This window comes from Microbacterium fluminis (assembly GCF_051549805.1).
GTDB lineage: Bacteria > Actinomycetota > Actinomycetes > Actinomycetales > Microbacteriaceae > Microbacterium.
In genome coordinates, this window is the sequence record NZ_CP196042.1 from 1373013 (window position 1) to 1399917 (window position 26905).

At 69.7% G+C, this 26905-nt stretch carries 25 protein-coding genes; 15 read left to right on the forward strand and 10 right to left on the reverse strand.

Going from position 1 to position 26905, the window contains the following annotated elements:
• Positions 1-22: 22 nt before the first annotated feature.
• The 5 genes from ACSJDX_RS06490 to ACSJDX_RS06510 all read left to right on the forward strand — a co-directional run bounded on the left by ACSJDX_RS06490 (position 23) and on the right by ACSJDX_RS06510 (position 5078).
• Positions 23-784 (forward strand): SDR family NAD(P)-dependent oxidoreductase, encoded by a 762-nt coding sequence (locus tag ACSJDX_RS06490; RefSeq protein ID WP_438354728.1) that lies wholly within the window; start codon positions 23-25, stop codon positions 782-784.
• A gap of 63 nt (positions 785-847) precedes the next feature.
• Positions 848-1471: a TetR/AcrR family transcriptional regulator gene (locus ACSJDX_RS06495; protein ID WP_438354729.1), complete on the forward strand. Its 624-nt coding sequence runs from the start codon at positions 848-850 to the stop codon at positions 1469-1471.
• Entirely contained in the window at positions 1471-2226 is a 756-nt protein-coding gene (locus ACSJDX_RS06500) for a hypothetical protein (RefSeq protein ID WP_438354730.1), read from the forward strand. The genes ACSJDX_RS06495 and ACSJDX_RS06500 overlap by 1 nt, the downstream gene beginning before the upstream one ends.
• Positions 2223-4076 carry a YhgE/Pip family protein gene (locus ACSJDX_RS06505; protein WP_438354731.1) on the forward strand — a complete coding sequence of 618 codons (1854 nt, stop codon included), beginning with the start codon at positions 2223-2225 and terminating at the stop codon, positions 4074-4076. Before ACSJDX_RS06500 ends, ACSJDX_RS06505 begins: the two co-directional genes overlap by 4 nt.
• A 258-nt stretch (positions 4077-4334) precedes the next feature.
• Entirely contained in the window at positions 4335-5078 is a 744-nt protein-coding gene (locus ACSJDX_RS06510; RefSeq protein WP_438354732.1) for a phospholipase, read from the forward strand.
• 88 nt (positions 5079-5166) lie between these two features.
• Here ACSJDX_RS06510 and mnhG read toward each other — a convergent pair whose 3' ends face one another.
• The 7 genes from mnhG to ACSJDX_RS06545 form a co-directional block, all read right to left on the reverse strand.
• Positions 5167-5523 (reverse strand): monovalent cation/H(+) antiporter subunit G, encoded by a 357-nt coding sequence (gene mnhG / locus ACSJDX_RS06515; protein WP_438354733.1) that lies wholly within the window; start codon positions 5521-5523, stop codon positions 5167-5169.
• Positions 5516-5788, reverse strand: a complete 273-nt coding sequence (locus ACSJDX_RS06520) for a monovalent cation/H+ antiporter complex subunit F (RefSeq protein WP_438354734.1) — start codon at positions 5786-5788, stop codon at positions 5516-5518. The genes mnhG and ACSJDX_RS06520 overlap by 8 nt, the downstream gene beginning before the upstream one ends.
• Complete coding sequence (locus tag ACSJDX_RS06525; protein WP_438354735.1) at positions 5785-6369, reverse strand: Na+/H+ antiporter subunit E; 585 nt, start codon at positions 6367-6369, stop codon at positions 5785-5787. The genes ACSJDX_RS06520 and ACSJDX_RS06525 overlap by 4 nt, the downstream gene beginning before the upstream one ends.
• Positions 6366-7919 carry a Na+/H+ antiporter subunit D gene (locus ACSJDX_RS06530; RefSeq protein ID WP_438354736.1) on the reverse strand — a complete coding sequence of 518 codons (1554 nt, stop codon included), beginning with the start codon at positions 7917-7919 and terminating at the stop codon, positions 6366-6368. Before ACSJDX_RS06530 ends, ACSJDX_RS06525 begins: the two co-directional genes overlap by 4 nt.
• Positions 7916-8458: a Na(+)/H(+) antiporter subunit C gene (locus ACSJDX_RS06535; protein ID WP_438354737.1), complete on the reverse strand. Its 543-nt coding sequence runs from the start codon at positions 8456-8458 to the stop codon at positions 7916-7918. Before ACSJDX_RS06535 ends, ACSJDX_RS06530 begins: the two co-directional genes overlap by 4 nt.
• Positions 8458-11400, reverse strand: a complete 2943-nt coding sequence (locus ACSJDX_RS06540; protein ID WP_438354738.1) for a Na+/H+ antiporter subunit A — start codon at positions 11398-11400, stop codon at positions 8458-8460. Before ACSJDX_RS06540 ends, ACSJDX_RS06535 begins: the two co-directional genes overlap by 1 nt.
• Positions 11401-11509: 109 nt before the next feature.
• Entirely contained in the window at positions 11510-12574 is a 1065-nt protein-coding gene (locus tag ACSJDX_RS06545) for a LacI family DNA-binding transcriptional regulator (protein ID WP_438354739.1), read from the reverse strand.
• A gap of 59 nt (positions 12575-12633) precedes the next feature.
• Here ACSJDX_RS06545 and ACSJDX_RS06550 point away from each other — a divergent pair, with 59 nt between their 5' ends.
• The 5 genes from ACSJDX_RS06550 (at position 12634) to ACSJDX_RS06570 (ending at position 18727) form a co-directional block, all read left to right on the forward strand.
• Entirely contained in the window at positions 12634-13854 is a 1221-nt protein-coding gene (locus tag ACSJDX_RS06550) for an MFS transporter (protein ID WP_438354740.1), read from the forward strand.
• A 20-nt stretch (positions 13855-13874) separates the two neighbouring features.
• The gene (gene nucS, locus ACSJDX_RS06555; RefSeq protein WP_438354741.1) at positions 13875-14570 is read left to right on the forward strand and encodes an endonuclease NucS; all 696 of its coding nucleotides are present in this window, start codon (positions 13875-13877) and stop codon (positions 14568-14570) included.
• 114 nt (positions 14571-14684) lie between these two features.
• Complete coding sequence (locus tag ACSJDX_RS06560) at positions 14685-15368, forward strand: HAD hydrolase-like protein (protein WP_438354742.1); 684 nt, start codon at positions 14685-14687, stop codon at positions 15366-15368.
• A complete protein-coding gene (locus ACSJDX_RS06565; protein WP_438354743.1) occupies positions 15361-16623 on the forward strand; it encodes a hypothetical protein in 1263 nt (420 codons plus the stop codon). Before ACSJDX_RS06560 ends, ACSJDX_RS06565 begins: the two co-directional genes overlap by 8 nt.
• 28 nt (positions 16624-16651) lie before the next feature.
• Positions 16652-18727 (forward strand): bifunctional lysylphosphatidylglycerol flippase/synthetase MprF, encoded by a 2076-nt coding sequence (locus ACSJDX_RS06570; protein ID WP_438354744.1) that lies wholly within the window; start codon positions 16652-16654, stop codon positions 18725-18727.
• A 56-nt stretch (positions 18728-18783) separates the two neighbouring features.
• On the opposite strand, the gene ACSJDX_RS06575 is transcribed toward ACSJDX_RS06570, so the two are convergent.
• The gene (locus ACSJDX_RS06575; protein ID WP_438354745.1) at positions 18784-18990 is read right to left on the reverse strand and encodes a cold-shock protein; all 207 of its coding nucleotides are present in this window, start codon (positions 18988-18990) and stop codon (positions 18784-18786) included.
• Between the two features lie 320 nt (positions 18991-19310).
• Between ACSJDX_RS06575 and ACSJDX_RS06580 the strand changes: the two genes are divergently transcribed.
• The 5 genes from ACSJDX_RS06580 (at position 19311) to ACSJDX_RS06600 (ending at position 24697) form a co-directional block, all read left to right on the forward strand.
• Complete coding sequence (locus ACSJDX_RS06580) at positions 19311-19955, forward strand: GntR family transcriptional regulator (protein ID WP_438354746.1); 645 nt, start codon at positions 19311-19313, stop codon at positions 19953-19955.
• A gap of 66 nt (positions 19956-20021) precedes the next feature.
• The gene (locus ACSJDX_RS06585) at positions 20022-20507 is read left to right on the forward strand and encodes a GNAT family N-acetyltransferase (RefSeq protein ID WP_438354747.1); all 486 of its coding nucleotides are present in this window, start codon (positions 20022-20024) and stop codon (positions 20505-20507) included.
• 91 nt (positions 20508-20598) lie between these two features.
• A complete protein-coding gene (locus ACSJDX_RS06590) occupies positions 20599-20997 on the forward strand; it encodes a TIGR03618 family F420-dependent PPOX class oxidoreductase (RefSeq protein ID WP_438354748.1) in 399 nt (132 codons plus the stop codon).
• A gap of 573 nt (positions 20998-21570) precedes the next feature.
• Positions 21571-21999 carry a hypothetical protein gene (locus ACSJDX_RS06595; protein WP_438354749.1) on the forward strand — a complete coding sequence of 143 codons (429 nt, stop codon included), beginning with the start codon at positions 21571-21573 and terminating at the stop codon, positions 21997-21999.
• A 13-nt stretch (positions 22000-22012) separates the two neighbouring features.
• Complete coding sequence (locus tag ACSJDX_RS06600) at positions 22013-24697, forward strand: HD domain-containing protein (RefSeq protein ID WP_438354750.1); 2685 nt, start codon at positions 22013-22015, stop codon at positions 24695-24697.
• Between the two features lie 124 nt (positions 24698-24821).
• Here the strand turns inward: ACSJDX_RS06600 and ACSJDX_RS06605 are convergent, their stop codons facing one another.
• The gene (locus tag ACSJDX_RS06605; RefSeq protein ID WP_438354751.1) at positions 24822-25949 is read right to left on the reverse strand and encodes a helix-turn-helix domain-containing protein; all 1128 of its coding nucleotides are present in this window, start codon (positions 25947-25949) and stop codon (positions 24822-24824) included.
• 7 nt (positions 25950-25956) lie between these two features.
• On the reverse strand, positions 25957-26676 hold the full coding sequence (locus ACSJDX_RS06610; protein WP_438354752.1) for a hypothetical protein: 720 nt from the start codon (positions 26674-26676) through the stop codon (positions 25957-25959).
• Between the last annotated feature and the right edge of the window lie 229 nt (positions 26677-26905).

Consider the following 26905-nt stretch of genomic DNA (forward strand, 5'->3'; position numbering starts at 1 on the left):
CGCCCGGGCATAGCCTGACGGTATGAGCAGTCTGCAGGGAACGGTCGCCCTCGTCACCGGAGCCTCGAGCGGCATCGGCCACGCCACGGCTCGCACGCTCGCCGGCGAGGGCGCGGCGGTCGCGCTGGTCGCGCGCCGTGGCGATCGACTCGCCGACCTGGCGGCGCAGATCGCCGCCGCCGGCGGCACGGCCCTCGCGATCGAGGCCGACATCACCGACCGCGCGCAGGCGCAGGATGCCGTCGCTCGCACCGTCTCCGAGCTCGGCCGCCTCGACATCCTGGTGAACAACGCAGGGATCATGCTGCTCGGACCGATCGAGGACGCCCCGATCGACGAGTGGGATCGCATGGTCGACCTCAACCTCACGGCGCTGCTGACCATGACCAAGGCCGCGCTCCCCCATCTGCTCGCGGCCGCGGAGCGGGATCCGCGACGCGTCGCCGACGTCGTGAACATCTCCTCGACCGCGGGCCGCCAGGTCAAGCGCGGCTCGGGCGTCTACAACCTCACCAAGCACGGGGTCGGCGCGTTCAGCGAGTCGTTCCGGCAGGAGTTCAGCAAGCGTCACCTGCGCGTGGGGCTGATCGAGCCGGGCGCCGTCGCGACCGAGCTCCGCGACCACCTGAGGCCCGAGATCCGCGACGCGCAGCAGAGCAGGATGGCCGCGATGGAGCCCCTGCAGGCGCAGGACGTCGCCGACGCGATCCGCTTCATGGTGAGTCGTCGGCGGCACCAGACGGTGAACGAGATCCTGATGCGCCCGACCGAGCAGGACGACTGAACAGGGCGGGCGACCGTTCATCAAATTGCACATCACTGTGCAACTTGTCGTAGACTCGGAGTCGTGACCACCACCTCTCCCGTCCGCCGGCCGCGCCGTGACGCGGTCGACAACCGCGCGGGCATCCTCGCGGCCGCGACCGAGACGATCGGCAGCGACCCCCGCGCCTCGATCGATACGATCGCCCGCAGCGCCGGCCTGTCGCGGCGCGCGCTGTACGGCCACTTCGCCGATCGCGACGCGCTCATCCGCGACGTGATCTCCGCCGGGGCGCAGCGGTTCAACGACATCGCCGCCCGTGTCGACGACACCGACGCCCGCGTCGCCCTGGCGCGGCTCGCGTCCCTGCTGTGGGCCGAGGCATCCCACGTGCAGGTCCTCGCGGCGATCGTGCTCGACGACGCGCACGTGCAGGAGACCGCCGACGCCCTCGCGCCGTTGCGTCGCGCGGTGGTCGCCATCGTGCGTCGCGGACAGGACGACGGCACGCTGCGCACCGATGTCGCACTGCCGACGCTCGCCCGTCTCGTCGAGGAGGCGGCGCGCACCGTCATCACGCGCGTCGACGCCTCCTCCCCCGACGCGCGCTCGCTGGCCGTGCGCGCCACCCTCAGCATCGCCGGGCTCTCCTGGCGCGACGGCGTCGAGCTCCTCGCCGCCCACCCCGCGATCCTCGAGGAGGACTGATGCGCATCGTGCTCGACGCCGTTTCGAAGGGCCGTCGCGGAGCCGCGCTGCCCGCGGCATCCGTCGCCTACCGTTCCGGACGCGCGACGCTCGCCGTCGCGGAGACCGAGCAGCGGCCGACGGTGCTGGGTCTCATCGCCGCGGGCCGCATGCGTCCCGATTCGGGTTCCGTCACGATCGACGGGGCGTCGGATGCCTCGGCCCTGCGTCGCCGGGTCGCGCTGGTCGACGCACCCGACGTGTGCGATCCCGCGCCGAACGTGTCGGTCGCGGGCCTGGTCGGCGAGGAGCTGATGTTCGCGGGGCGACGGGCCGATCCGATCTCGGCGCGGCGCTGGCTCGACGAGCTCGGCTACCGCGACCTGTCCGGGACGGCGGTCGCCGACGTGTCACCGGGGGAGCGGCTGCGGATGCTGTGCGAGCTCGCCCTCCTCCGGGACGGCGTGGAAGGCCTCGTCGTGGTCTCGCCCGATCGTCACGGGGGCGAGCCGCTGGTCTGGTGGCGACTTCTGCAGGAATATGCCGATCGCGGCATGGCTGTGCTGGCAATCGCGGGGCGCGCGTCGGAATGGGCGATCGACCACCAGGACGCGATCGCCGAGATCGCCGCGACGGAGGCCGCGCTGGGCGCCGCGCTGGGCGAGCTCGACGAGCGCCAGGCCTCGTGGGCGCAGAGCGGCGGAGCCACGCTGTCTCAGGCGCCGCGCGCCGCTCGGCCGGCTGCGAACGCCGAGACCGAGGGGGAGCGGGCATGAAGGTTCCGGCCATGATCGCGGCGGAGTTCCGCCGCCTCACCGCCACCCGCATGTCGGTGATCGCGCTCGTCGCACTCGTCGCCGTGCCGATCCTCTACGGCGGGCTCTACCTGTGGGCGAACCAGGACCCGTACGGCCGCCTGTCGCAGGTGCCGGTCGCGCTCGTCGTCGACGATGCCGGTGCCGACCTCAACGGCACCCCCCGCAACCTCGGCGACGAGGTGGCCCAGCAGCTCCTGGACAGCGGCACGTTCGACTGGAGACGAGTGGATGCCGCCACCGCCGCCGCAGGATTGGACGACGGCACGTTCGACTTCTCGGTGGAGGTGCCTGCCGACTTCACCTCGGCGATCTCGTCGATCGCGACCTCGGCTCCCCGCGCGGCGACGCTCCAGCTGCGCACCAACGACGCGAACAACTACCTCGCCACGACGATCGGGAAGCAGGCGGTCGAGCGCATCCGGACCACCGTCACCGAGAAGGTCGTCAGCGAGACCGGATTGGCGCTGCTCGACGCGCTGAACACCATCCGGGTGCAGCTGACGGACGCCGCCTCCGGCGCCGGGCAGCTCGTGGACGGGCTCGGCACGGCCCGCTCCGGGGCCGGGCAGCTCATCGCCGGCGCGCAGCAGCTGACGGCGGGCACCGCGCAGCTGCGCGACGGCGCGGCATCCCTCGCCGGCGGCGCCGCGCAGGTCGCCGACGGCGCCGGTCAGGTCGCCCAGGGCACCGGGCAGCTCGACGCGATCGCCCAGCGCGTGGGCACGGCCGCCGCCGATGTCACGGCCGCGGTGCCGCAGGCGCGCGCCGACATCGCGCAGCTGCTCGCCCAGCAGGGGGTGGATCCGGCCACGATCGATCGCGTGCTCGCCACGCTCGACCCGATCGGGCAGCGGGTGAGCACCGTCGATGCGCGCGTGCAGGGCGCGGTCGCCCAGATCGACCGGCTCGACGCGGGAGCGCAGCAGGTCTCCGTGGGCGCGCAGCAGGTCTCGGACGGCAGCGCATCGCTGGCGTCCGGTGCGGCGAGCGCCGCCGACGGCGCGGCGCAGCTCTCGACCGGCCTCGGCGCCCTCGACGGCGGCCTGGCGCAGCTCGCCGACGGCGCTCAGCAGCTGAAGTCCGGTCTCGACGCCGGCGTCGCGCGGCTGCCCGACACCGACGCCGCCACCCGTCAGGCCCAGGCCGCGACCCTGTCCGCGCCGGTGTCGGTGGATGCCGCGACCCTCGCCCCCGCGCAGAACTACGGCGCCGGTCTCGCCCCGTTCTTCGCCGCGCTGGCCGGGTGGATCGGTATCTACGCGCTCTTCCTCATCGTGAAGCCGGTCTCCCGGCGTGCCGTGACGGCATTGCACTCGCCGCTGCGCGTGACCCTCGCCGGCTGGGCGACCCCCGCCCTGTTCGGCGCGCTGCAGATGCTCGGCCTGTTCGGGGTGCTCGCCCTCGCGCTCGGCTTCTCCTTCGCGAACCCCGCCGCGACCCTCGGCATCCTGGTCCTGGCGTCGTTCACGTATGCGGCGATCATCCTGGCGCTGAACGTGTGGCTGGGATCGGTCGGGCAATTCCTCGGGCTCGTGCTGATGGTGCTGCAGCTGGTCACGGCCGGTGGCACGTTCCCGTGGCAGACGCTGCCGGCGCCGTTGGCGGGACTGCACCACGTGCTGCCGATGGGCTACGTCGTCGATGCGATGCGGCAGGTGATGTACGGCGGCGACCTCAGCCGTGTCGGCGGCGACCTGCTGGTGCTGGGCGCGTGGCTGATCGGCGCGCTGGTGCTCGCCGCGATCGGCGTCACCCGCATGACCCATCGACGCACCCTGCGCGACCTGCAGCCCAGCCTGATCGGTTGATCCGCGCCGGCGATTGTGGACGGTGTCCATGCGATCGCAAGGACTTTTGGAGGACTCGCCCAGAAACGGGCTCTACCGTGGACCGGTCCGTCGCGGCGCCACCCGAAGGTGCGGCGGCGGATGCCTCCGCCGATCCGGACCTTCCCCCCCGGGCCCGGAATCGGTGAGGCCTGCCAGCCTGCCCGGGCGCGTCTCGCACGCCTGCCCACCTCCCGACCCGAGGGAGGCGCCGCAGGGAAGCCCGATCATTGGAGTCCCGTGCTCTCACGCACTTCCGCGCGCACGAAAACCCGTCTCGCCGTCGCCGCCATCGCCCTCGCCGCCGTCGGCGGCGTCGTCCTGAACACCGCCTCGGCCGTGGCCGCGGTCGTCACCCCCGCCGAGCGCTCGGCCGCCGCCGCGCCGCAGCGCGACGTGGACGCGGATGCCTCGCTCTACGTCGCGATGGCCCGCGCGGTGAAGCAGTCCGCCGCCGGCAAGGTCGACACCGCGGTGCTCGACACGCAGATCGCGAACCTCGACGCCTCGCCGGGCCTGCCCGAGACCTCGGTCGCCGCGCTCACGCGTCTCGTGCGCACCTCCACCGGCGAGGTCGCGCAGAAGGTGGCCGACGTCAACGCCGCGGCGGCCGCCGCCGCAGCCGCCCAGGCTGCGGCCGAGGCCGCGGCGGCTCAGGCCCTCGCCGCGACGAACACGCCCGACGGCGCCCGTGCCTCCGCCCGCACGATGATGGCCGCGCGCTACGGCTGGGGCGACGGGCAGTTCTCGTGCCTCGACTCGCTGTGGACCAAGGAGTCCAACTGGAACTACCAGGCCTACAACGCCGACGGCGGGGCCACCGGCATCCCGCAGGCCCTCCCCGGGTCGAAGATGGCGTCGGCGGGTTCCGACTGGGCCACGAACGCCGCGACGCAGGTGGCGTGGGGCCTCGACTACATCTCGCGCGCCTACGGCACGCCGTGCGCGGCCTGGGGTCACTCCCAGGCGATGAACTGGTACTGACCCGGCTCCCCATCGAACGGTCGCAACACGCCGCACGCCCCACCGCTCGAACGGCGAGTCGCGACCGTTCGACAGGAATGTCGAGGTCTCAGCCGCCGGCGGCGGGCGGGGTCTCGCGCGACTCCGCCAGTTCGTCCACGAGCAGGTCGCGCTCGTCGGTGCTGCGGTTGCGGTACGCCTGACGCCCGACCATGTGCGCCGACAGCGGCGCGGTGGCCAGCTGGATCAGCACCACCGGCACGAGGAACGCGACCACCGCCCACGACCGCAGCGACAGTGCGATGGCCAGGCAGATCAGCACGAGACCGAGCACCTGCGGCTTGGTCGCGGCGTGCAGGCGGGTCGGCACGTCGCGGAACCGCAGCAGCCCGAGCGCAGCGGTCAGGCACAGCAGCGCGCCGATCAGGATCAGCACGAGCGAGACGGCGTCGAGGATCTCATCCACGGTCGGCGTTGTCCTTCCTCGCCACGAACCGCGCGATCGAGATCGAGCCGAACACGCCCACCGCCGCGATCACCAGCAGCACCGGCAGCGTACGCGTGTGGTGGTTGATCGCCATCTCGGCGCCCAGCACGCAGATCACCTCGGTGAGCAGCACATCGGATGCCACGGCGCGGTCGAGGATCGACGGTCCCCGCACGATCCGCACGACGGTGAGGAGCGCGGCCACGGCGAACACGACGTAGATCGCGACCAGTATCGGATTCATGCGCGACCTCCCGTGCGCGGTGCGGCCGCGGCATCCCGGATCTTCTGCACCTGAGCGCGCGAGCCGACGGCCATCACCACGCGCCGCTCCCACCGCTGCACCCCCGCGCGTTGCTTCTCGATGTCGAGCGCCGAGCGCACCCCGATGACGTGCAGGTAGAGGATGCGGCGGTCGCGGTCGGCTTCGAGGATGAGCGAGCCGGGGATGAGGGATGCGGTGACCGCGGTGTGCGCCATGATCAGGTCGTCGTCGGTCACCAGCGGCACGGCGATGATGGCGGTGCCGGGCTGACGGCGCAGATCGAGCACCTGCCAGGCGACGGTGAGCGAGCCGAGCACGAGCGACCCGATGAACTCGAACACGAACACCAGGCCCCACCACACGTTGACCCGTCCGGACAGCTCGACCGGCGGCAGGCGGTACACCCGGGTGACGAAGACGGCCACGACCACGCCCGAGACGAACGCGACGATCGTGAACTGGCCCCACAGCAGCATCCACAGCGCGACGAGCCACACGAAGAACGGCAGCTGGCGCCACACCTGGCCCTTGGTGACGCCGACCGGGCGCTCGGCGCTCACTTCCCGGCCTCCTGCTCGAGCTGCACCAGCGACACCGGTTCGAGGAGCGCCGCGCCGATGCGCTCGCACACCGCGTACAGCGGACCCGCGAACACGGTGAGTGCGATCGTGACGACGACCATGCCCGCCGTCGCGGTGGTCATGATGCGCGGGATGACGCGCCGCTCGGTGTCGACGCCCGACGGGGAGGCGCCGAGGTACGAGATGCGCGCCTCGGTCTCGGCCGAGTCGTCCTCCTCGCGCCAGAACGCCAGGTTCCACGCGCGCATCAGGGCGTACAGGGTCAGCAGCGACGTCACGATGCCCGCGACGATCAGGACCATCATGAGTGGGGTGCCGACGGATGCCGCCGCGTCGAACAGCGCGAACTTGCCGATGAAGCCCGAGAACGGCGGGAGCCCCCCGAGGTTGATCGCCGGGATGAAGTACAGCACCGCGATCACCGGTGCGGCGCGCATCAGCCCCTTCACGCGCAGGATCGAGGTCGAGCCGGCGCGGCGCTCGATGAGGCCGACCGCGAGGAACAGGGTGGTCTGCACCACGATGTGATGGACCATGTAGTAGATCGTGGCGCCGATCGCGGCGGGCGTGGCGACCGCGAGGCCGAAGACCATGTACCCGATATGGCTCACGAGCGTGAACGACAGGATGCGTTTCAGCTCGGCCTGCGCCACCGCGCCCAGCACGCCCACGATCATGGTCGCCAGCGCGACGATCAGCAGGAGGGTGTTGACGTCGTTGTCGCGGAAGATCTCGGTCTCGGTGCGGATCATCGCGTACACGCCGACCTTCGTCAGCAGTCCCGCGAACACCGCCGTGACGGGAGCCGGCGCGGTCGGATACGAGTCGGGCAGCCAGAACGACAGCGGGAAGACGGCCGCCTTGATGCTGAAGGCCAGCAGCAGCATGATGTGCAGCACGAGCTGCGTCTCCTGCGGCAGCTGGGCCATCCGCTCCGACAGCTGCACCATGTTGACCGTTCCGAGCGCGCCGTAGATCATTGCGATCGCGGCGAGGAACAGGATCGACGACACCAGCGACACCACGATGTAGACGACTCCGGCGCGGATGCGCGACTCGGTACTGCCCAGCGTGATGAGCACGTACGAGGCCACCAGCAGGATCTCGAACCCGACGTACAGGTTGAACAGGTCGCCGGCGATGAAGGCGTTGAAGATGCCCGCCGAGAGGATCAGGTACGACGGGTGGAAGATCGAGACCGGCGTGTCGTCGTCTCCGTCGGCGGCGCCCTGTCCGACGGAGAACAGCAGCACCGCCAGCAGCACGATGCTCGAGACCACCACGAGGAGTGCGGCGAGTCGGTCGACGTACAGCACGATGCCGAACGGGATCGGCCAACCGCCCACCGACACCGCGATCGGCTGGTCGCCGACGTCGACCGCGTACAGCAGCACGGCGGCGATCACGAGCACGAGGCTGAGCGTGACGATCGAGACGACGACCTGCGTGCGGCGATGACGCCCCGCGATGAGGGCGACGGCGGCGCCGACGAGGGGCAGCGTCACCAGCAGCGGGACGAGGGCGTTCATCGCTCGCCCCCGTTCTGACCGCCGGGAGGACTCGGCCGGTCGGTCGGCGCGTCATCGCGCAGCCCAGGGAAGTCGCGGCTGCCCACGATCGTGATGGGGGAGGTCTCCACGCCGACGAAGTCGGTGGTCGCGTCGTCGTCGTCGATCTCGGTCTCGTCGTCCATGGCGTCCTCGTCGAGGGCGTCGCGCTCGCGCACCGCGATGTCTTCGGCGTCGTCTTCGACGGTGTCGGCCTGACCGAGCTGCCACGAGCGGTAGATGAGCGCCAGCAGGAACGCCGACACGGCGAACGTGATGACGATCGCGGTCAGGGTGAGCGCCTGCGGGAGCGGGTCGGACATCTGCTCGGCCGACACCGAGGGATCGAAGAAGGCCGCGACGCCGGGCCGGCCCATCACGATGAGCAGCAGGAGGTTCGCGGCGTTGCCCAGCAGCAGGAAGCCGATGAGCACGCGCGTGAGGCTGCGCTCGAGCATGGCGTAGACACCGCACGCGAAGAGCACTCCCATGATCACGATGAGCACGAGCGAGACATCCATCAGGCGCGCACCCCCGTCCGCGGGTCGCCGACGAGCGCCTGCGCCTGCCGGTCGACCTCGGCGCCGAGACTGCGCAGCACATCGAGCACGAGTCCGATGACGACGAGGTAGACGCCGATGTCGAAGATCGTCGAGGTGACGAACTCGATGTGCCCGATGACCGGCAGCTCGAGCTCGAAGAACGCGCTCGTCAGCGGTGCGAGCCCGAACAGCAGCGGGACGACCGCGCAGGCCACGGCCAGCGACATCCCCACACCGAGGAGTCGACCGGCATCGGTCGGCGCGGCGGCACCGAGTTCGTAGCGCCCGCCCGCGACGTAGCGCATCACCAGGGCCATTCCGGCGACGAGTCCGCCGGCGAACCCTCCGCCGGGGAGGTTGTGGCCGGCGAACAGCAGGTAGAGCGAGACGACCATGATCGTGTGGAACAGGATGCGCACGATCACCTCGAGGAGGATCGAGCGGTTCTCCGGCTTGACCCGCTGACCGCCGACGAGCCACGCCTGCCGCTGGCTACCGCCACCCTCGGTACGGGGGCGCACGCCGTCGTCGGTCTCGACCAGCGGACGGCGGTTGCGCGCGGCGGCACGCGGGAGCGGCTTCGTGAAGGCCGAGAGCGTGTCGGAGCGGTGGGTGACGAAGACGAGGGATGCCACGCCCGTCGCGGCGAGGATGAGCACCGACAGCTCGCCCATCGTGTCCCAGCCGCGCAGGTCGACGAGGGCGACGTTGACGACGTTCTTGCCGTGCCCCAGCTCATAGGCGAGGTCCGGGAAGCGCTCGGACACCGGCGTGGTGATGCGGGCGGAGGTGGCCACGACCGCGATCGCCGCCATCGTCGCGCCGACCGCGACGGCCAGCACCGCGCGGGCCACCGGCCACACCGAGGCGTTGTGCTCGCCGAGGCGCGCGGGGATCCGGCGCAGCACCAGCGCGAAGGCGACCAGGGTCACCGTCTCGACCAGGATCTGCGTGAGGGCGAGGTCGGGCGCACCGCTCGTGGCGAAGAGCAGGACCATGCCGAGGCCCGTGACCGAGACCAGCACGACGCCCGTGTACCGCTTGCGCGCCCGCACCGCGATCAGTCCGGCGACGATCATGATCGGGGCCGCGACGAGCTGCATCGGGGTCTGGAAGAGGTCGAGCCGGGCATCCCAGCTGCCCCAGCCGGCGATGAGGGCCGTGCCCTCGGCGGCCACGAACACGATGAACACGGTGCCCACGTACAGCGGCAGCGATCCGCGCTGCGTCGTCGTGGTCGTGGCGACCGACAGGCGCGCGACCCCCCGGAGCACGCCGTTGTAGACGTCGGTCGCGGTGAACGGCAGGATGCGCATGCGGGCTGTCCATCCCCGGGTGAGGACGAACACGCCGATGCCGAGGGCGATCGACGCGAGCGAGATCCACAGCGCCGGTTCGAAGCCGTGCCACAGCGCAAGATGCGCCGCGTAGTCGGGTGCGGCGACCCCGGGAGTCGCGGCCGGCGCGGTCTCGGCGTAGGGCTGCAGCAGCGGGTCGAGCGCCGATGCCCCGATCCCGGCGGCGACCGTGAGGGCGGCCAGCAGCACGGGCGAGGCGAGGAACCCGATGGGTGGATCGGGCCACTCGGTGCGAGGCATCCGGGCGCCCGATGCATCCTTCTTCGTCCAGAACGCGCCCCACAGGAACCGGCACCCGTACGCGGCGGTGAGCACCGACCCGAGGACCACGCCCAACAGAGCCACCAGGCCCCAGGGCGACCCGCCCTCGGTCTCGGCCAGGAGCGCCGCGAGAGCACCCTCTTTGCCGACGAACCCGAGCGTCGGAATGAGGCCGACCATGGACGCGACCGCCACGAACGACAGCACCGCCATGACGGGGGCCTGCCGGCCGACACCGCTGAGATCGCCGATGTCGCGGGTGGACAGCTGGCGGTCGATGACGCCGACGACGAGGAACAGCGCGGACTTGAACAGCGCGTGGCCGAGGAGCAGCGCGAGGCCGGCGAGCGCGGCGGCCTGCGTGCCGTAGCCGAGCACGACGGTGAGCAGGCCCAGCTGGCTCACCGTGCCGAACGCGAGGATGCGCTTGAGGTCGGCTTCGCGGAGGGCCTGCACGCCGCCGAGCAGCATCGTGAACACGCCGAGTGAGATCACGATCGGACGCCACGGCTCGGCGATCGCGAACACCGGCGCGAGGCGCGCGATCAGGTAGATGCCGGCCTTCACCATCGCCGCGGCGTGCAGGTAGGCGCTGACCGGCGTGGGCGCGGCCATGGCTCCGGGCAGCCAGAAGTGGAACGGGAAGATCGCCGACTTGCTGAGCGCGCCGACCAGGAGCAGGATCAGCGCGGCGTCGACCACCGACCCCGTCGGAGCCAGGTCGAGGATCGCCGAGATGCTGCTGGTGCCGGCCTCGACGACGAGGAGCACGACGCCGATCAGCATCACCAGCCCGCCGAGGGTGGTGACCAGCAGCGCCTGCAGCGCCGCGCGGCGGCTGCCGGCACGGCGGTGGTAGAAGCCGATCAGCAGGTACGACAGGATGCTCGTGATCTCCCACAGCATCACCAGCACCACGAGGTCGTCGGTCAGGACGAGCCCGTACATCGCGCCCGCGAAGCCCAGCAGCACCGCGGAGAACTGTCCGACGCCTTCGCTCTTGCCCCGGAAGTACCACCGGCAGTAGACGAGAACGAGCGCGCCGACGCCGGTGACGATGAGGGTGAGCAGCCACGACAGCGTGTCCATCCGCATCGACAGCTGCACGCCGAGGGCGGGTATCCAGTCGTATGCCTCGAACGGCACATCGCCGCTCTGCACCGCCGGAGTCAGCCACAGCGTGTGCGCGAACGCGACCAGAGGGAGGGCGGCGGCCACGTAGAAGGCGCGCGCGCCGATGCGCGCCACCAGCCAGGGCAGGAGGAGGGGGAGGAGTGCGAACGCGCCGAGGAGTGCCAGCATCCGGAGGCCTCCTCGTGGTCGTCGGCGGCGCGGGGGAGGCGCGGCTCGGGCGATCGGGGTCTGCTCCCCATCCTACCGGCGGGGCGGCGCGCCCTCGTCCGGCGGGATCTCAGCGCGGTGCCGGACCGGTCGTGTTCCCTTCGCGGAATGTGCAGGTGAAGAGGATGGATGCCGCGTCCCGCCCGTCGAGCATCGCGGCCACGGCGTCGCCCGCGGCCCGGCCCTTCTCCGACGCGGGCTGCACGAGGGTGGTGAGGGAGTAGGGCGCGAGCCCGTCGACCACGACGCCGTCGAAGCCGGTGACGCTGACGTCGTCGGGGACGCGCAGTCCGCCTTCCTCGGCCGCGCGGATCACGCCCGCGGCGAGCAGGTCGCTCTGGGCCAGCACGGCGGTCGGGCGATCGGGGCCGGCGAACAGCGCGCGACCCGCCGTCACCCCTTCGTCGATCGAGCTGCTCGCCGACGCCCACAGCGGCGCGTCCGGGTAGACGTCGCGCGCTCCGGCGAGGCGATCGCGGGTGACGTCGACGGTGATGGCGGCCTCGGCGTCGGCCCCCACCCACCCGCGGGCACGTTCGTCGGTGAGCGGCAGCGTCACCACCGCCACGCGGGTGTGTCCGAGACCGCGCAGGTGGTGGGCCGCCTGGCGCTGGGCCTCGCGGTTGTCGAGTCGGATCTGCGGCACGTCGGACCCCGCGTCGCCTTCGACGACGACGACGGGGATGCCGCGCGCACGCACGGACGCGAGAGATTCCCGCAGCAGACCGCTGCACCCCATCAGCACGGCGGCATCGAGCGGTGCGGTCGTGAGCGTCGGCCCCGGCTCGTCGCGTTCGGCGGCGACCGAGGAGCGGTCGCGCAGCAGGAGCAGGCCCGCGCCGAGCGGAGCGACGGATTCCGTCAGCCCGTCCATCGTGAGTCGGGTCACCGGATCGAGGAACGCCGCACCGAGGTGGAGGTCGAGCACCACGCCGACGATGCCCGAGCGGCCGCGGCGCAGCGACGCCGCACGCGGGTCGGGTCCGGTGTAGCCGAGCGTCGCCGCCGCATCGAGCACGCGGCGGCGCGTGGCATCCGACACCGGCGTCTTGCCGCTGAAGACCACGGATGCCGTCGACGGCGACACGCCCGCCGTCCGGGCGACGTCGGTGATGGTGGCTCTGCGCGTGCTCACGCAACCGATCGTAGCGCCCGGGTTTCCGGCCGTCGAATCGATTCGGTAAGGTGGCTGGCATGGACCTCACGCTGACCCGCCCGCAGCTCGTGCGATGGCGCGCGGCGATCTTCGCCATCTTCTTCGCGACGGGCCTCGGCTTCGCCTCCTGGGCGTCGCGGCTGCCCGCCGTCAAGTCGCGGCTGCAGATCGACGACCTGCTGATCGGCGTGCTGCTGTTCGTCTCGGGCGCCGCGTCGATCGTGGGCCTGTCGCTGGCCAACGTCATCGTGGTGCGCTGGGGAGCGCGTCGGGGCATGTTCCTCACGATCGTGACCTTCTCGGTCGGCGTGGTCGTCGCCGGCCTCGGCGTTCAGGCCGTCGGGTCCTACGCGGTAACCGCGATCGGACTCGCCCTGATGGGCGTGGGGATGAGCTCGACCGACGTCATGATGAACGTCGAGGCCGCCGCGGTGGAGCAGGCGTTCGGGCGCACGCTCATGCCGCTGTTCCACGCGTTCTTCAGCCTCGGTACGGTCGCCGGCGCGGGGATCGGCATCGCGATGGCCGGGTGGGGAGTCGGGGTCTCCTGGCACCTGTCGGCGGTCGGCGTGCTGGTGCTCCTCACCGGTCTCGTCTCCCTCCGCTCCGTGCCGGTGCACGACCCGGTGACGGATGCCTCGGAGTCGGTCTCGCGCCGCGAGAAGCTCTCCCGCGCCCTCTCCGTCTGGCGCGACCCCCGCACCTACGCGATCGGCGTCATCATGCTCGGCATGGCATTCGCCGAAGGCAGCGCGAACGACTGGCTGTCGATCGCGATGGTCGACGGGCACGGCGAGAGCGAGGCGCTCGGCGCCGTCGCGCTGACGGTGTTCTCGGTCGCCATGACGGTGTTCCGCATCCTCGGCGGCCCGCTCGTCGACCGCATCGGACGGGTCTGGACGCTGCGCGTCCTGGCGATCGCGGCCGGTGTCGGGCTGGTGATGTTCATCCTCGCGCCGAACCTGCCGGTCGCGTTCGTCGGCATCGCCCTGTGGGGCGCGGGCGCGTCCCTCGGCTTCCCCTTGGGCATGTCGGCCGCCGCCGACGATCCCGCCAAGGCCGCGGCATCCGTCTCCGCCGCCGCCACCATCGGCTACCTCGCCTTCCTGGGCGGGCCGCCGCTTCTCGGGTGGGTCAGCCACACGATCGGCATCCTCCCGACCCTGTGGATCATCGTCGTGCTGATCGCGATGTCGGGACTGGCCTCGGGCGCCGCCAAGCCGATCGCCGGCTCGAAGGTCGGCGCCGGCCACCACTGACCCGGCGCTAGGCTCGTCGGGTGCGTCTCGTCATCGCCCGCTGCTCCGTCGATTACGCCGGGCGACTCAACGCGCACCTGCCTCTCGCGACGCGCCTGCTCGTGCACAAGGGCGACGGCAGCCTGCTGGTGCACTCCGACGGCGGCTCGTACAAGCCCCTCAACTGGATGAGCCCGCCGTGCACCCTCACGGTGGAGGAGCCGGACGCCGACAACGCGGCCGCGGGAGTGGCCGAGGTGTGGCGGGTCGTCCACGCGAAGACCGGCGACTCGCTGTTCGTGCGCCTCTACGAGGTGCTGCACGACTCGTCCCACGAGCTCGGCGTCGATCCCGGACTGCAGAAGGACGGCGTCGAGGCCGACCTGCAGCGGCTCCTCGCCGACCAGGTCGGCGTCATCGGCGACGGTCTCACCCTCGTGCGCCGCGAGTTCCCCACGGCGATCGGCCCGGTCGATCTGCTGCTGCGCAACCCCGACGGCGGCACGATCGCCGTCGAGGTGAAGCGCCGCGGCGACATCGACGGCGTCGAGCAGCTCACCCGCTACCTCGAGCTGCTCGGACGCGACCCGCACCTCGCGCCGGTGACCGGCGTCTTCGCCGCCCAGGAGATCAAGCCCCAGGCCCGCGTGCTGGCAGCTGATCGAGGCATCCGCTGCGTGACGCTCGACTACGACGAGATGAAGGGCGTCGACTCCGGCGCCCCCCGCCTCTTCTGACGTCCCTTTCCTAGTTCGGGGCGCGTTTCGAGCTTCGAGGTGCGGAAGAATCGGCCCCGAAGCCGCAGATCCGCCCCGAACCCGGACGCCGACCCGCGCGGGTAGCGTGGGAGCATGCCGCTGCGTTCTCCCTGGTCCTGCATCCTCTGGGACGTCGACGGCACGGTGGTGGATGCCTCGGAGGGGATCCTCCGTCGCCTCGGCATCGCCACGCGGCACTTCGGACACCCCGAGGTGACGCGCGCCGAACTCGTGCACTGGATCGGCCCGCCGATGTTCGACAGCTTCCGCTCGCAGCTGGGGATGACCGACGCGCAGGCCGCCGAAGCGGTCGCGTTCTACCGCACGCTCGGAAAGCAGGACGGCTATACGACCGGCGCCCGCCTCTACCCCGGCGTGGCCGCGCTGATCGCCGACCTGCACGCCGCGGGCGTACCCCAGTCCACCGCCAGCTCGAAGCCCGAGGTGCAGGTGCGGGCCCTCATGGATCACTTCGGCCTCGCGCCCGCGCTCGAGGAGATGGTCGGTGCCTCCACCGACGAGCGCAGCCTCAGCGCCAAGGCCGACATCGTCGCCGAGGCCCTGCGTCGCCTGGCCACGCTCGGCGTCGACATCAGCCGGCCGGTGCTGATCGGCGACCGCCACCACGACGTCGAGGGCGGCGCCGCGCACGGCGTGCCCGTGATCTTCGCCCGCTGGGGGTTCAGCTGGCCGCACGAGTCCGAGGGCGCCGCCGCAGTCGTCGACACCGCCGACGAGCTGCGCGCCCTGCTGCTGACGACGGATGCCGATGGCTGACGCCGCGGCGAGCGCACTGGGCTGGGTCGTCCCCGCCCTGGTGGTGTTCGGCCTCGCGGCGATCGCCGCCGTGGCCGGAGTATGGGCGCTGCGCCGCGCCCGTCGGTCGCCGAAGGCGCGGGCGGCGGCCGAGGCCGAGCGCGCCCGCGCCGGCGGGGTGCTCGTCGCTCTCGACGATGCGATCGAGGAGATCGACCTCGAGGTGGGACTGTCGGGCGCCCTCTACGGCGGGGGAGCCCCGGCATCCCTCCGCCGCGCCCGGATGACCGCGCAGCACGCGCGCGACGAGTCCTTCGACGACTACCGCTCGATCGCCGCGGAGGCGGACCTCCTGCCCGACGAGATCGCCCGCGGCGCGCGGCGGATCGTCGCGCGCGCCGAGCAGGCGCGGGCGATCATCGACCGCGCCCGGGCCGAGCACGCCTCCTGGGTGAGCGACAACGTGTCCGCTGCGCAGCAGGTCGCCGCCGCCGAGCGTCGCCTCGCCGACCTGCGTGCGAGCATGGGCGACCCCGAAGCGCTCGTCCGGGAGCTGTCGGGGCGGTTCGCCGCCGAGGAGTGGCAGGAGGCGCAGACGGCCGCCCGGTCCGCCATCGCCGACGCCGACACCGCCGAACGGCTGCTCGCCCAGGCATCCGTCCATGCCGCCGACCCCACGCGCACGGCCCTTCCCGAACTCGCCGACGCCGAGCGGGCACTGCGCCGCGCGTACGCCGAGGCCCGCACGCTCGAGGAGCGGCACCGCCTCGTGACGCAGGCGGCCCTCGCGGTTCCCGGCGAGCTCGAGGTGGTGCGCACCGCCGTGCGCCAGGCCGGCGCGGCCCGCAGCGCGCTCGAGCCCGACGCCGCCGACCGGCTCGCCGCGGCGATGCGGGAGGCGGATGACGCGATCGACGCCGTCGCGCCCGATGCCGCCCGACGCCCCACCGCCGCGATCGCCGCGATCGCCCGCATCCGCGACCGGCTCGACCTCGCCCTCGGCGACGCGCGCACCGCGCAGCAGCGACTCCGCGGCGCGCGCACGGCGCTGCCCGGCACGCTCGCCGCCGCCCGCAATGCCGTCGCGCTGGCCGAGACCGTCGTGGCGCAGTCCGGCGTCGGCGTCGACGCCCGGGTGCGGTTGGGAGCGGCGCAGGCCGACCTCGCCGCCGCCCGGCAGGCCCAGGATCCGGTCGAGGCGCTGGATGCCGCGCGCCGCGCCATGCGGCACGCCGAGGACGCGCAGGCACTCGCCGCCTACGACTGCTCCGCGTGAGCCCCTCGCCCGCCGCTATCGTGTGGGCATGACCGACACCGCGGCATCCCGCCGCCACCCGGCCCTCGTCGTGCTCTCGCGCATCCCGGCGACCCTGTCGCTCGTGCTCCTGCTGCTCGCGGTCGGGGTGATCTGGCACGGGCTGTGGGCGCCGTTCGAGGACGACCCGCTCTTCCCGACCGTGGCGTACGGGCTGCCGTCGCTGCTGAACGGCCAGTGGTGGACGCCCGTGACCGGAACGTTCTTCATCAACGCGCCGTGGGTGTACGCGCTCACGATCGCGGGCCTCGCCGGAATGGGCTACCTCGAGTTCCGCCGCGGATCGCGGGTGGCGCTGGCGTACTTCACGATCGGGCAGCTGTTCTCGATCTTCGCCGCGGCGCTGCTGCTGTGGCTCGGATCGCTCCTGCCCTGGCCGTGGGCGCAGCTGCAGGCGCTGCAGCAGGACGTGGGACCCTCGGGCGGGGCGATGGCGTGCCTGGCCGCCGCGGTGGGACTGTTCGTCGCGCCGTGGCGCGTGCGCGCCTGGTCGGTGCTGCTGGCCTTCACGTTCGTGGCGCTGCTGTTCTGGGGCGCCGTCGCCGATGTCGAGCACGCCGCGGCGGTGCTGCTCATCCTGTTCGTCGACCGCTCGCTGCGGGTGCAGCGCACCACCGTGCGGGAGCAGCGGCTGATCGCGTTCGTGGCGATCCTCGCGCTGGGCGCGACGCAGATCATCACGCTCCTGGTGCCGACGTTCGGCCCCTTCGGCTACTCCGGACCCGTGACCGGTTCGTGGATCGACGTCGCGATCGACACCGCCGTCATCGTCGTCGTCGCGAACGGCTTGTTCCGCGGGCGGCGCTGGGCGTGGGTGGTGTCGCTCGTGCTCGCGTCGTTGAACCTGCTCGTCGGCCTTCTCGTGGTGACGGCGCTGCTGCTGCTCGGGCACAGCGACGTCGAGATCACCCTCGACGCCGACCCCAGCCACAGCCTCGCCACGAGCGTGCTGTGGGTGCTGCTGCTGATCTACCTCGTCTGGGTGCGCCGCGCCTTCGCCGCCCGACGTCGCTCCCGCATCGGCGCGGCGGCCAGCCCCACGGTGGAGGACGTGAAGCGGATGCTGCGCACCGACGGCGGCGGAACGCTCTCCTGGATGTCGACCTGGGCGAACAACGACTACGCCCGCACGACCGACGGCATCGTCGTCTACCAGCGGCGGGCCGGCGTGGCGCTGGCGCTGGCGGACCCGCTCGGCCCGGCCGGAACCCGGGCCGCGTCGGTCGCGGAGTTCATCGACCAGGCCGAGCGGGCCGGTCTGACGCCGTGCTTCTTCAGCGCCGACGAGGCCACCCGCGCCGCCGTCCCCGAAGGCTGGCGCAGTCTCGTCGTGGCCGACGACACGATCGTCGACCTCCCCGGCCTGCAGTTCACCGGCAAGCCGTGGAACTCCGTGCGGTCCTCGCTGAACCGCGCCGGGCGTGAGGAGATGACGTTCCGCCTGACCCATCTGAAAGACGAGCCGTGGGGCATCCGTCAGCAGCTGCGCGCGATCTCCGAGATGTGGGTCGGCGACAAGGGGCTCCCCGAGATGGGGTTCACGCTCGGCACGCTCACCGAGGCGGAGGATCCCGAGGTGCGCCTGGCGCTGGCGATCTCGCCCGACGGCGACGTCGACGGATTCCTGTCGTGGCTGCCGGTGTACGGCGAGGGGGGCGCGATCCGCGGCTGGACCCTCGACCTCATGCGCCGACGCGAGGGCGGCTTCGGGCCGGTGATGGAGTTCCTCATCGGCTCGTCGGCGCGGCAGTTCTCCGACGAGGGCGCCGAGATCATGTCACTGTCGGGCGCACCGCTCGCGCACGAGTACCCGCCGGGAGCGGGCATGATCGCCGAGCTCAGCGACAAGCTCGCCGACGCCCTCGAGCCGGTCTACGGCTTCCAGTCGCTGCACAAGTTCAAGATGAAGTTCAACCCGCGCTTCGAGACGATGTACCTGCTGTTCCACGACGAGGGCGACCTGCTGGCCATCGGCGCGGCCCTCACGCGGGCGTTCCTGCCCGACGCCACCCTGCGGCAGTTCGCCGGCGCGGGTCTCGAGCTGGTGCGCGGCGGCGGCGACTGACGCACGACGGAGGGGTGCGGCATCCGACCGGTGGACGGATGCCGCACCGCGAACCGTCACAGCGGTCGGATGTTCTCCGCCTGGAGGCCCTTGGGGCCCTGTGCCACGTCGAACTCGACGCGCTGGTTCTCTTCGAGAGAGCGGTAGCCGCTCGCCGCGATGGCGCTGTAGTGCGCGAAGACGTCAGCGCCTCCGTCGTCGGGAGCGATGAAGCCGAAGCCCTTCTCCGAGTTGAACCACTTGACCGTGCCCTGCGTGCTCATTCCGTGCCGTTCTGCTGAGGATCCGCACCTCCTGCGCGGATTTGTCTTCACGCTAACCAAAGGCACCGACGCCTGCACGGGTGTGCGGCGATGGTGACGAAAACGTTGCATGACCGGCCAGATGCGCCGACGGATGCTGCGCCACGCCCATTCGACGCCCGGGCCGAGCGAACGCTCACAGGCCCGGGCGTCGATGGATCCCCCCGGATAGGCCACGCGTGGCGTGGTTGCTCATACTCTAAGTGATATATCGGTTTCCCTTCGAGCGTTTTCCGGGATCCGCGGTTCTTCAGACCGCCCACCCTAGAATGTGACTCGCCATGAGCACAGACCCCCCTTTCGAGCCGCTCGATCCGCGTGGAGCGGTGCTCGGCGAAGAGGTGTTCACGGTACTGGGCGAGGCCATCCGCGACGGCCGCCTGCGACCCGGCGAGCGGGTGCGCGATGTCGATCTGGCCGCACGATTGGGCATCTCCCGCACTCCGGTGCGCGAGGCCCTGCAGCGCCTCGAGCGCATCGGCCTGGTGGAGGTGGCCGCGAACCGGTACACCCGGGTGTCGACGCCCGACGAGCGCGCCCTGGCCGACACCCAGCAGTTCATGACCCACATCGTGGGGGACAGCCTGCGCATCGCGCTGCCGCGCTGCGACGACGAGACCCTCGCCGCGATCCTCGCCGAGCTGGACAACACCATCGAGGTGTCGCTCACGGAGGATGCCACCGAACTGCTGGTGGCCAACGCCCGCTTCTTCCAGCAGGCGATCCGCGCGACGGGCAACGCCGTGTTCGTCTCGGTCATGCGCGAGGCCGGTTTCGCCCTACAGCGCAACGTGGTCGGCTGGACACCCGAGATCCCCGACCGCGACGAGCGCGACGCCTGCTATCGCCGCCTGCGCGATGCGGTCGCCCGGCGCGATGCCGAGGCCGCGGAGCGGCACCTGATGACACTGCACGCCCAGCTCTGACCCCGCCCGTCGCGCGCAACGAGACGAGACCCTCCGCCTGTCGGCCCCACTCGCTAGCGTGGGACCGTGGGCCACATCGAGCTGCGCGACATCGACGAAGACGACCACGACGCCGTCTTCGAGATGATGCGCGACCGCGAGGCGGTCGCGATGGCCGCGTTCACCGCCGACGATCCCGACGACCGTGCCGCCTTCGACGCGTGGCTGGCGCGCAATCTCGCGAACCCGACGGCGTCGACGCACGTGGTCACCGAGAACGGCGGGTTCGCCGGCATCGCCGCCGCCTTCTCGGTCGGCGATGACCGCGAGCTCACGTACTGGATCGCCCGGAACGCATGGGGTCGCGGGGTGGCGACGGCGGCCCTGCGGCTGCTGATCTCGCACGAGACCGAGCGCCCGCTGTTCGCCCGCGTGGCCGCGCACAACGCCGCCTCGGTCGCGCTGCTGCGCCGCGCCGGGTTCACCGAGCTCTCCCGCGACACGGGCTACGCCCCCGGCGTGGGCCGCGAGGTCGAAGAGATCGTCTTCGCCCTGCTCCCCGCCCTCGAATAGCCGTCGCCCACGACGGCGGATGCCCCGTCAACCCCTGGGCGGGTCCGGGGCGCGGTGCGACCCTGGAGACCCCGACCGATCAGGAGGAACGATGTCGCAGGACTTCGCCGACGTCCGGCACTACTTCGAGACCACCGCACCCGTGCACGTCGCCACGGTGATGCCCGACGGCGGCCCGCACGTCGTGCCGGTCTGGGTCGGCGTGGAGGGCGGCCGGCTGGCGTTCTTCAGCGACGCCGGTTCGCGCAAGGACCGCAACGTGCAGAGAGACGGCCGGGTCGCGGCATCCGTCACCGCTCCCGATCAGCCGCTCGACATGGCCTTCGTGCGCGGCCGGGTGGTCGAGCGCGTCGAAGGCGATGCGGCGCTGGCGATCGTCGACCGCATCGCGCAGGCCTACACCGGCGCCGACTACGACGTGCGCGAAGGCCTCGTGGTCTTCCTCGTCGAGCCCGAGGTGTGCTGGTCGCACGACTACTCCGCCGGCTGACGCGGACAGGCGAAGAGCCCCTGGCCCGGGGACATCCCGGTTCAGGGGCTCTTCATCGCTGTGGCCCTGTATGGAAATCTGCGATCCCAGTGGGCGCAAGGGCTCGCGAAGCCACCGGTTGGTGCCGTTCCGCGCTAAGGATGGATACTTTCCATGGAGTTCGAAGAAGTCCTGGCCAAGGTCTGATTCTGTTCGACCCCTCGGACTGCTGATCGAGGAGCGCTCCGCACCTCAAAGCAAGCTAAGTGGGAGCGAGAGAGCTCGAGATTGCTGCATGCGAATCTCATGCACGTGCCGAGCACGAGATGTTTACGCTGTTGGAAGCAGTGCCCGTCACGGCACGAGCGTCCCCCTCTTTCGGGCCCTGATCAGTAAGACAAGGAGTCAGTGGAGCCACCGTGGTGACCTTCAGATTGGAGTCGGTCGTTGCTCCGCGGGCCTGAGAGCCAGTGTGGGTGCCGCAGGGTAGGGTACGAGTGTTCCGCCAATTGCGCTGGTGGGTGAAGTAGCGCATTTGTGACTGGGACGCAGCGCCAACCACCTGTCGCCTAGGGCGCGGAAAGCGGGGACCGCATGGTAGCGACCACTCTTCAGCCACTGTCTACGACGACCCGGATCACTTTGAACGACTTCATGACCGGGTTTCTTGCCGCGCTCGCAGCACGACACGTGTCGGTGGTGTCGATCCGCGACACGGAGTTCTATGCCGCTGTAGTTCGCACCTTCAACGAGCTTGAACGCGTGGCAGACCAGCGCAACCTACGTCTGAAATTCTGGCTCACCCAAGACGCGACTCACGGTGACGCGCCAGAGGTACGCGAGGGCATCACCAAGGCCGTCCAGCGTGATCTCGTGAGCCTGGACAATCCGACGTACACGCAGATGCGTTTGAAGATCACCGAAGCGGACGCTCAGCGCTACCTGAACCGTGTCCCCGGCGACGCAGATCTGTATCTGAGCCTCGCGGACGTGTTCATGGACGCGTACCCGAACTACCGTTGACGTCGGAACGGTCGTGGGGGGAACGCCAGCGCAGGAGCTGGATCGGTACAGGCAGGGCATCGAGGATTTCACCGAACGCCTCCTAAGGCGCTATCTGAATTCACTCGACGGACCGAATAACACTCGCGCCCCGAAAGAGTTCAACGACCCGGTGTGGGGCACGATTGTGCTGGACGCGCACGAGGTTGTTGTGATGGACAGCCCCCTGCTGCAGAGGTTGCGCCGGATTCGCCAGCTCGGCGTCGTGCACTACGTCTATCCCGGCGCCAATCACAGCAGGTTCGAGCACAGTCTTGGGGTATGCCACCAAGTCGGACAGCTTGCCGCATCGCTTGAAGCGCATGGCGGGGAGTTCGCGCTGACGCAGGAGTGGGTGAGCACCCTACGCCTTGCCGGCCTGTGTCATGACGTTGGGCACGGCCTGATGTCCCACGTCGTTGAGAACGCCCTTGCCGATGATGAGACCAGCGATGATCTGTTGCTTTCTTTCCAGCGGCAGACGAAGCGCGCTACTCTGCCGCAGCTGTCGGAAATGGCCGCGTACTACATGATGCGAAGCCCGGCGGTGGTCGAACTGTTGCAGGCTGCGCACACGGTCTCCAATCGAGCGTTCGATACGAAGCTTCCGGACCGCATCGCCAAAATGATCATCGGGCAGAAGGTCGACGACAGATTCCCGCTCGTACACGAACTCATCAGCGGTCCGTTCGACGCCGACAAGCTCGACTACATGCCTCGCGACGCGAAGATGTGCGGGGTTCCCGTTGTGACTGACGTGGTCCGCCTCATCCAGAAGGTGCGGTCGGTCCCACTCAGCTTCAGCAAGCTTCCGCCCGAGCTCACCAACGTCAACGAACTGCAGGAAGGGCACATCATCACCGGGGTCGCCAGATCTGGTGCGAGCGCGCTGGACGAGGTGTCACTGAGTCGCAGCCTCATGTTCGACAAGATCTACCGCCATCACAAGGTGCGAGCGGTCGAAGCGATGGTCTCGGCCGTGCTCGACAACGTCACGCCGCTCTTGGTGGATTGGACCCCTCTTCTGCCGCTGCAGTTCGCTGACGACGAGTTTGTCGCTCTCGACCGCAGCGACCTCGACTTGCGTAACTCTGCAAGGGACACGCCACTCCCTCATGAGACTCTCGCGTCGGCAGCAGAGATCCTCCAACGGCTGCGCGACAGGAATCTGTTTGTGCGCGCGTTCGCCTTCGCGCAGAAGATGCCATTCGACGCGTACAGCACTGACCCGGCGGCGCGCGAAGCAAATGAAGGATTCATCCGCGAGCTTTCCGATCAGCCCGACAAACGCGAGGAGTTCCTCACGCTCCTCGTGACGAACGTCGAGCGCATTGCGGGACACCTCGGCCGCGCTGAGCAACTAACCGCCCTACCGGGCAACCTGCGGGACTACATTCGCGTCGACCCGCCCACGAGCTCGGGTCGCGGGTCCGAGTCGGACCAGAGTCGCGCGTTCCTCATCGAGGATCAACGCGTTTTCAAGGTCGAGAAGGTTCGCGCGGAAAACAGGGGCTGGGCTGACGCGTACGTCAACACGAAAGACGTCGGTTTCGTGTTCTCACCCCGCGAGATCATGGATATGGTCCATATCGCCGCCGAGGTGAGCGCGCGGACGATGTACGAGGTACGCATCCCCGAAGAGATGCGTTCCTACGCCAAGGTGGGCGGCAAAACGATGGAAACGCTTCGGCGCGACCTTGAGTCGGCAGGGTTCTACGACAGTTTGCCCGGCGATCTGCGCCCTCAACCGGAGTATCTCGGTCAGAGTGCGGCCCGAACTCAGGTCGAGGCCGTTCTCACGAACCTGCATGGCTATATGGGTCCCGACAATGGCACTGCGACATCGATCCTCAACGCCCAACGCATTAAGGATTGGGTGCTGCAGTTCCCATCTGCAATCGGCCCGGTGGCTCTGACGGCCGCGGCGGGTGTGAAGATGTTGTCCCGCTCAGACGCGAACGAGGCGCTTCGAACGTTCGCGTCCGAGCACCCCGAGTTCGGCGAGGCGCACATCGTCCCTCTCGGCGAACCCAAGGATGGTTCGTCCATCCACACGTACCACCTCGGCGACTCTGCGAAAGACCTGGGCTACACACTTTCCACCATCGAGGCGGCTCTCGGCGCGGACAAGCCTGTCATCTTCGTTGACGACATCATCGGCAGAGGATCGTCTGCCATCAGCATCTTCGAGGCTTGGTTGGGGGCGGAGAGCACCGAATCACTCGACGAGGATCGCAGTCCTGCGCTCGGAACGAAGCTGCAGGGCTTTATGCGTGAGAGTCGGATCGCTGTTGTCGCGACTGCCGGTTTCACCGATGGGCAAGCGCGGCTGACCGAGCGTCTTCAGTCGCTCGGAATCAATGCCACCGTCTACGCGATGATCGACGCCTCCAGCCTGCCGACTATCGAGGGGGTGCTCACTGACGCCAGAGTGCCCCAACACGAGCAGGAGGCATTCGTGGAGGAATGCCGCCGCATCGGTCAGCAGCTACTAGACGATGGTGAAGAACGGCACGATGGGGGATGGCGAGAGCAACGAGCTCTCGGCTACGGCAACTTCGGTCTGCTGGTCGTGAGCTCGTATAACACACCCACTGTTTGCCTAACCGCTATGTGGTCTGAGGGCTCGGTCGACCACAACGCGTGGCGTCCCCTGCTTCCCCGTCGCAAAAAGTTCTAGCCCCCTGCGCAGCGGTGCTGCGAAGGGGCCATCGCAAGCGCGGATCCCGATGCGCGGCCGCGCCGGCTGCCCGCCGAGAAATAGACCTAACCGCTTCACCTGTCGATCTTCTTCGCCCGGGCACCTATCTACGGGAAACCAGTGTCAGGCGCGGACGTTCCGTGTCGATCCCCGCCAACCGACGTACCTGCCGTGGAGTCATCTGCAGAGCCTCGGCGATGTCGAGCAAAGTCACGTTGACGGTCTCGAGCAGCTGAATCGCGTTACGGAGCAACTCGGGCTTCTCTCCCGAAAACTCAGCGATGGGCATCGGACGCCTGGGTACGGCGCGCAGAGTGATGTATGCGCGTCGGGCCGAGGACTCTGAGATGCGTTCCAGGTCGCGAGAGCGGTAGACGAGCATCTCTGGCGACACGCCCCAGGTCTCGCTCAACGTTTGCAGCGCGCCGATGTTGAGTCTCATAGGCAGTTGAGCGCGAATCACGTCACGAGGGGTGAGGAACTCCGCGGCGAACATGTCCGCCTGCCGTTCCATCTCCACATCGGTTCCCTGTCGCCCATGATGCAGGACGATGTGTCCGAGCTCGTGTGCGGCGCTGAAGCGGTGACGGAGAACATCGTCGGCTTTATCGGGGGTGAGCACGATGAGCGGGCGCGGCAAAGACGTTGTCGAGAAGGCGTCGATGCGGCTTTTCTCGGGAAGCGACTCGTCCTGTTTCATCGAGAAGAAGACCGTGAGGATGCCGTGCTGTTCGATCTCCGCCACGAGGTGCGGGATCGGTTCGTTGCCTAAGCCCCAGTACTGCCGTAGTTGCTGCGCGGCGGTGACTGGGTCGGGAACATCGTCGGAGTCAGGCAGGGCCCACGAAGGAAGGTCGACGCTCGGGAACTCGACCCTTTCCTCCAGGTAGCAGCTGAGCTCCCATACCTGCTCGACGTACGCGGTGGCCTGCTGTTGCTGGGCAACGGTCGTGGACCGCAGCCGGCGGAAGGAGGCTTCGGCGACCTCCACCTGGACGCGTGGGCGTCCGTATGCGAAGTAGCCCGGGGGAACGCCCAGGACCTCGGCGAGAGCGTGGACCGTGTCTGGTCGGGGGCGCACTTCGCCCCGTTCGTACTGGCCGATGGCCGTCGCGGAGACGCCGACGGCTTGGTGAAGTTCACTCTTGGTCATCGCCTTGACCCGGCGAGCCTGAGTGAGGCGGGCAGGGTCGAACGATCTTGCAATGGCGACGAGATCAGGTTGTGGCATGCGAGTTTCAGGTGCGGAGCTTGGTGGTGGTCGGTCTACGCTCACCGCTGGCGAATCGGCGTGCTTCACGCGTGTCCGTCGATTGTTGCCTAGGTGCGGTGGCGCCTGTGCGACGATACGTCATCGGTTCGGGGTCGGTGATCTCGAGGTACTTGCCCGCGAGGACAGCAGGCCCAAGGAACATGCGGCCGACACCGAACTTGGTGCTGCTGTAGTAGGGGACGAGCAGCATGCTGCGGCGTGTCTTCCCCGACGCTTCGAGCGCCTCGGTGAGGTTCGCGTGTTCTTCGGATTCGAGGTCGAACAGAGACTCCGGGGTGTGGCTGTACCTTTCATTGCTCGCCGCGGCGAGGGTGTCCCTGCGCGTATCGGACAGGTTCGGCAGATACAGGCGGCGGTGATTCCGAGGCATCCTGGCACCTACCCGGTGCAGGTGGATGACGTGCCCACCCATCCGGATGAGTTTCCTTGAGGACCGCGGTACCGACTCCTCGGAGTATCCCGACGCGGATTTCAGTTGCGCCGCAAAGTCCTTCGGCGCTCCGTGTGCCATGCCAACGCCGTAGACGAAAAGGTGATCGTCGGGGTCCTGGTATTCCGTATGCGCTCTAGCCGAGCGTGTCTGCGCAGCATGGATGCCGATGGGAGCTGCCCGCCGGATGAGGTCGAGCTCATCGCTCGAAAACTCGGTTCGCCAGTCGGGAGTCCGGTCCGAAGAAGTGGTCACGGCATGAGCATACATTGAAACTTGAATCTCACACCAGATATGTTCACTTAAATACTACCGAAGCTGCCGTGATGAACGTAAAGAGTGGAGTGCAGCACCGGTTCTGGACGCCTCGCCCATGATCTACGGGCCACCGTGGGCGGCGCATGCACCGACCAGGCTCTTACTCCGTCGGCGCTCACGCAGCTCCGACGGCTCGCTGCCCAGCGGGGCGACGGAGTAGATCGCC

Excerpts from the sequence above, each read along its gene's own strand:
- ACSJDX_RS06500 (WP_438354730.1), top strand. The coding sequence starts at position 1,471 with ATGCGCATCGTGCTCGACGCCGTTTCGAAGGGCCGTCGCGGAGCCGCG.
- ACSJDX_RS06565 (WP_438354743.1), top strand. The coding sequence starts at position 15,361 with ATGGCTGACGCCGCGGCGAGCGCACTGGGCTGGGTCGTCCCCGCCCTG.
- ACSJDX_RS06505 (WP_438354731.1), top strand. The coding sequence starts at position 2,223 with ATGAAGGTTCCGGCCATGATCGCGGCGGAGTTCCGCCGCCTCACCGCC.
- ACSJDX_RS06540 (WP_438354738.1), bottom strand. The coding sequence starts at position 11,400 with ATGCTGGCACTCCTCGGCGCGTTCGCACTCCTCCCCCTCCTCCTGCCC.
- ACSJDX_RS06550 (WP_438354740.1), top strand. The coding sequence starts at position 12,634 with ATGGACCTCACGCTGACCCGCCCGCAGCTCGTGCGATGGCGCGCGGCG.
- ACSJDX_RS06605 (WP_438354751.1), bottom strand. The coding sequence starts at position 25,949 with ATGCCACAACCTGATCTCGTCGCCATTGCAAGATCGTTCGACCCTGCC.
- ACSJDX_RS06535 (WP_438354737.1), bottom strand. The coding sequence starts at position 8,458 with ATGGATGTCTCGCTCGTGCTCATCGTGATCATGGGAGTGCTCTTCGCG.
- ACSJDX_RS06570 (WP_438354744.1), top strand. The coding sequence starts at position 16,652 with ATGACCGACACCGCGGCATCCCGCCGCCACCCGGCCCTCGTCGTGCTC.
- ACSJDX_RS06590 (WP_438354748.1), top strand. The coding sequence starts at position 20,599 with ATGTCGCAGGACTTCGCCGACGTCCGGCACTACTTCGAGACCACCGCA.
- ACSJDX_RS06595 (WP_438354749.1), top strand. The coding sequence starts at position 21,571 with ATGGTAGCGACCACTCTTCAGCCACTGTCTACGACGACCCGGATCACT.
- ACSJDX_RS06530 (WP_438354736.1), bottom strand. The coding sequence starts at position 7,919 with ATGAACGCCCTCGTCCCGCTGCTGGTGACGCTGCCCCTCGTCGGCGCC.
- ACSJDX_RS06575 (WP_438354745.1), bottom strand. The coding sequence starts at position 18,990 with ATGAGCACGCAGGGCACGGTCAAGTGGTTCAACTCGGAGAAGGGCTTC.
- ACSJDX_RS06520 (WP_438354734.1), bottom strand. The coding sequence starts at position 5,788 with ATGAATCCGATACTGGTCGCGATCTACGTCGTGTTCGCCGTGGCCGCG.
- ACSJDX_RS06580 (WP_438354746.1), top strand. The coding sequence starts at position 19,311 with ATGAGCACAGACCCCCCTTTCGAGCCGCTCGATCCGCGTGGAGCGGTG.
- ACSJDX_RS06560 (WP_438354742.1), top strand. The coding sequence starts at position 14,685 with ATGCCGCTGCGTTCTCCCTGGTCCTGCATCCTCTGGGACGTCGACGGC.
- ACSJDX_RS06490 (WP_438354728.1), top strand. The coding sequence starts at position 23 with ATGAGCAGTCTGCAGGGAACGGTCGCCCTCGTCACCGGAGCCTCGAGC.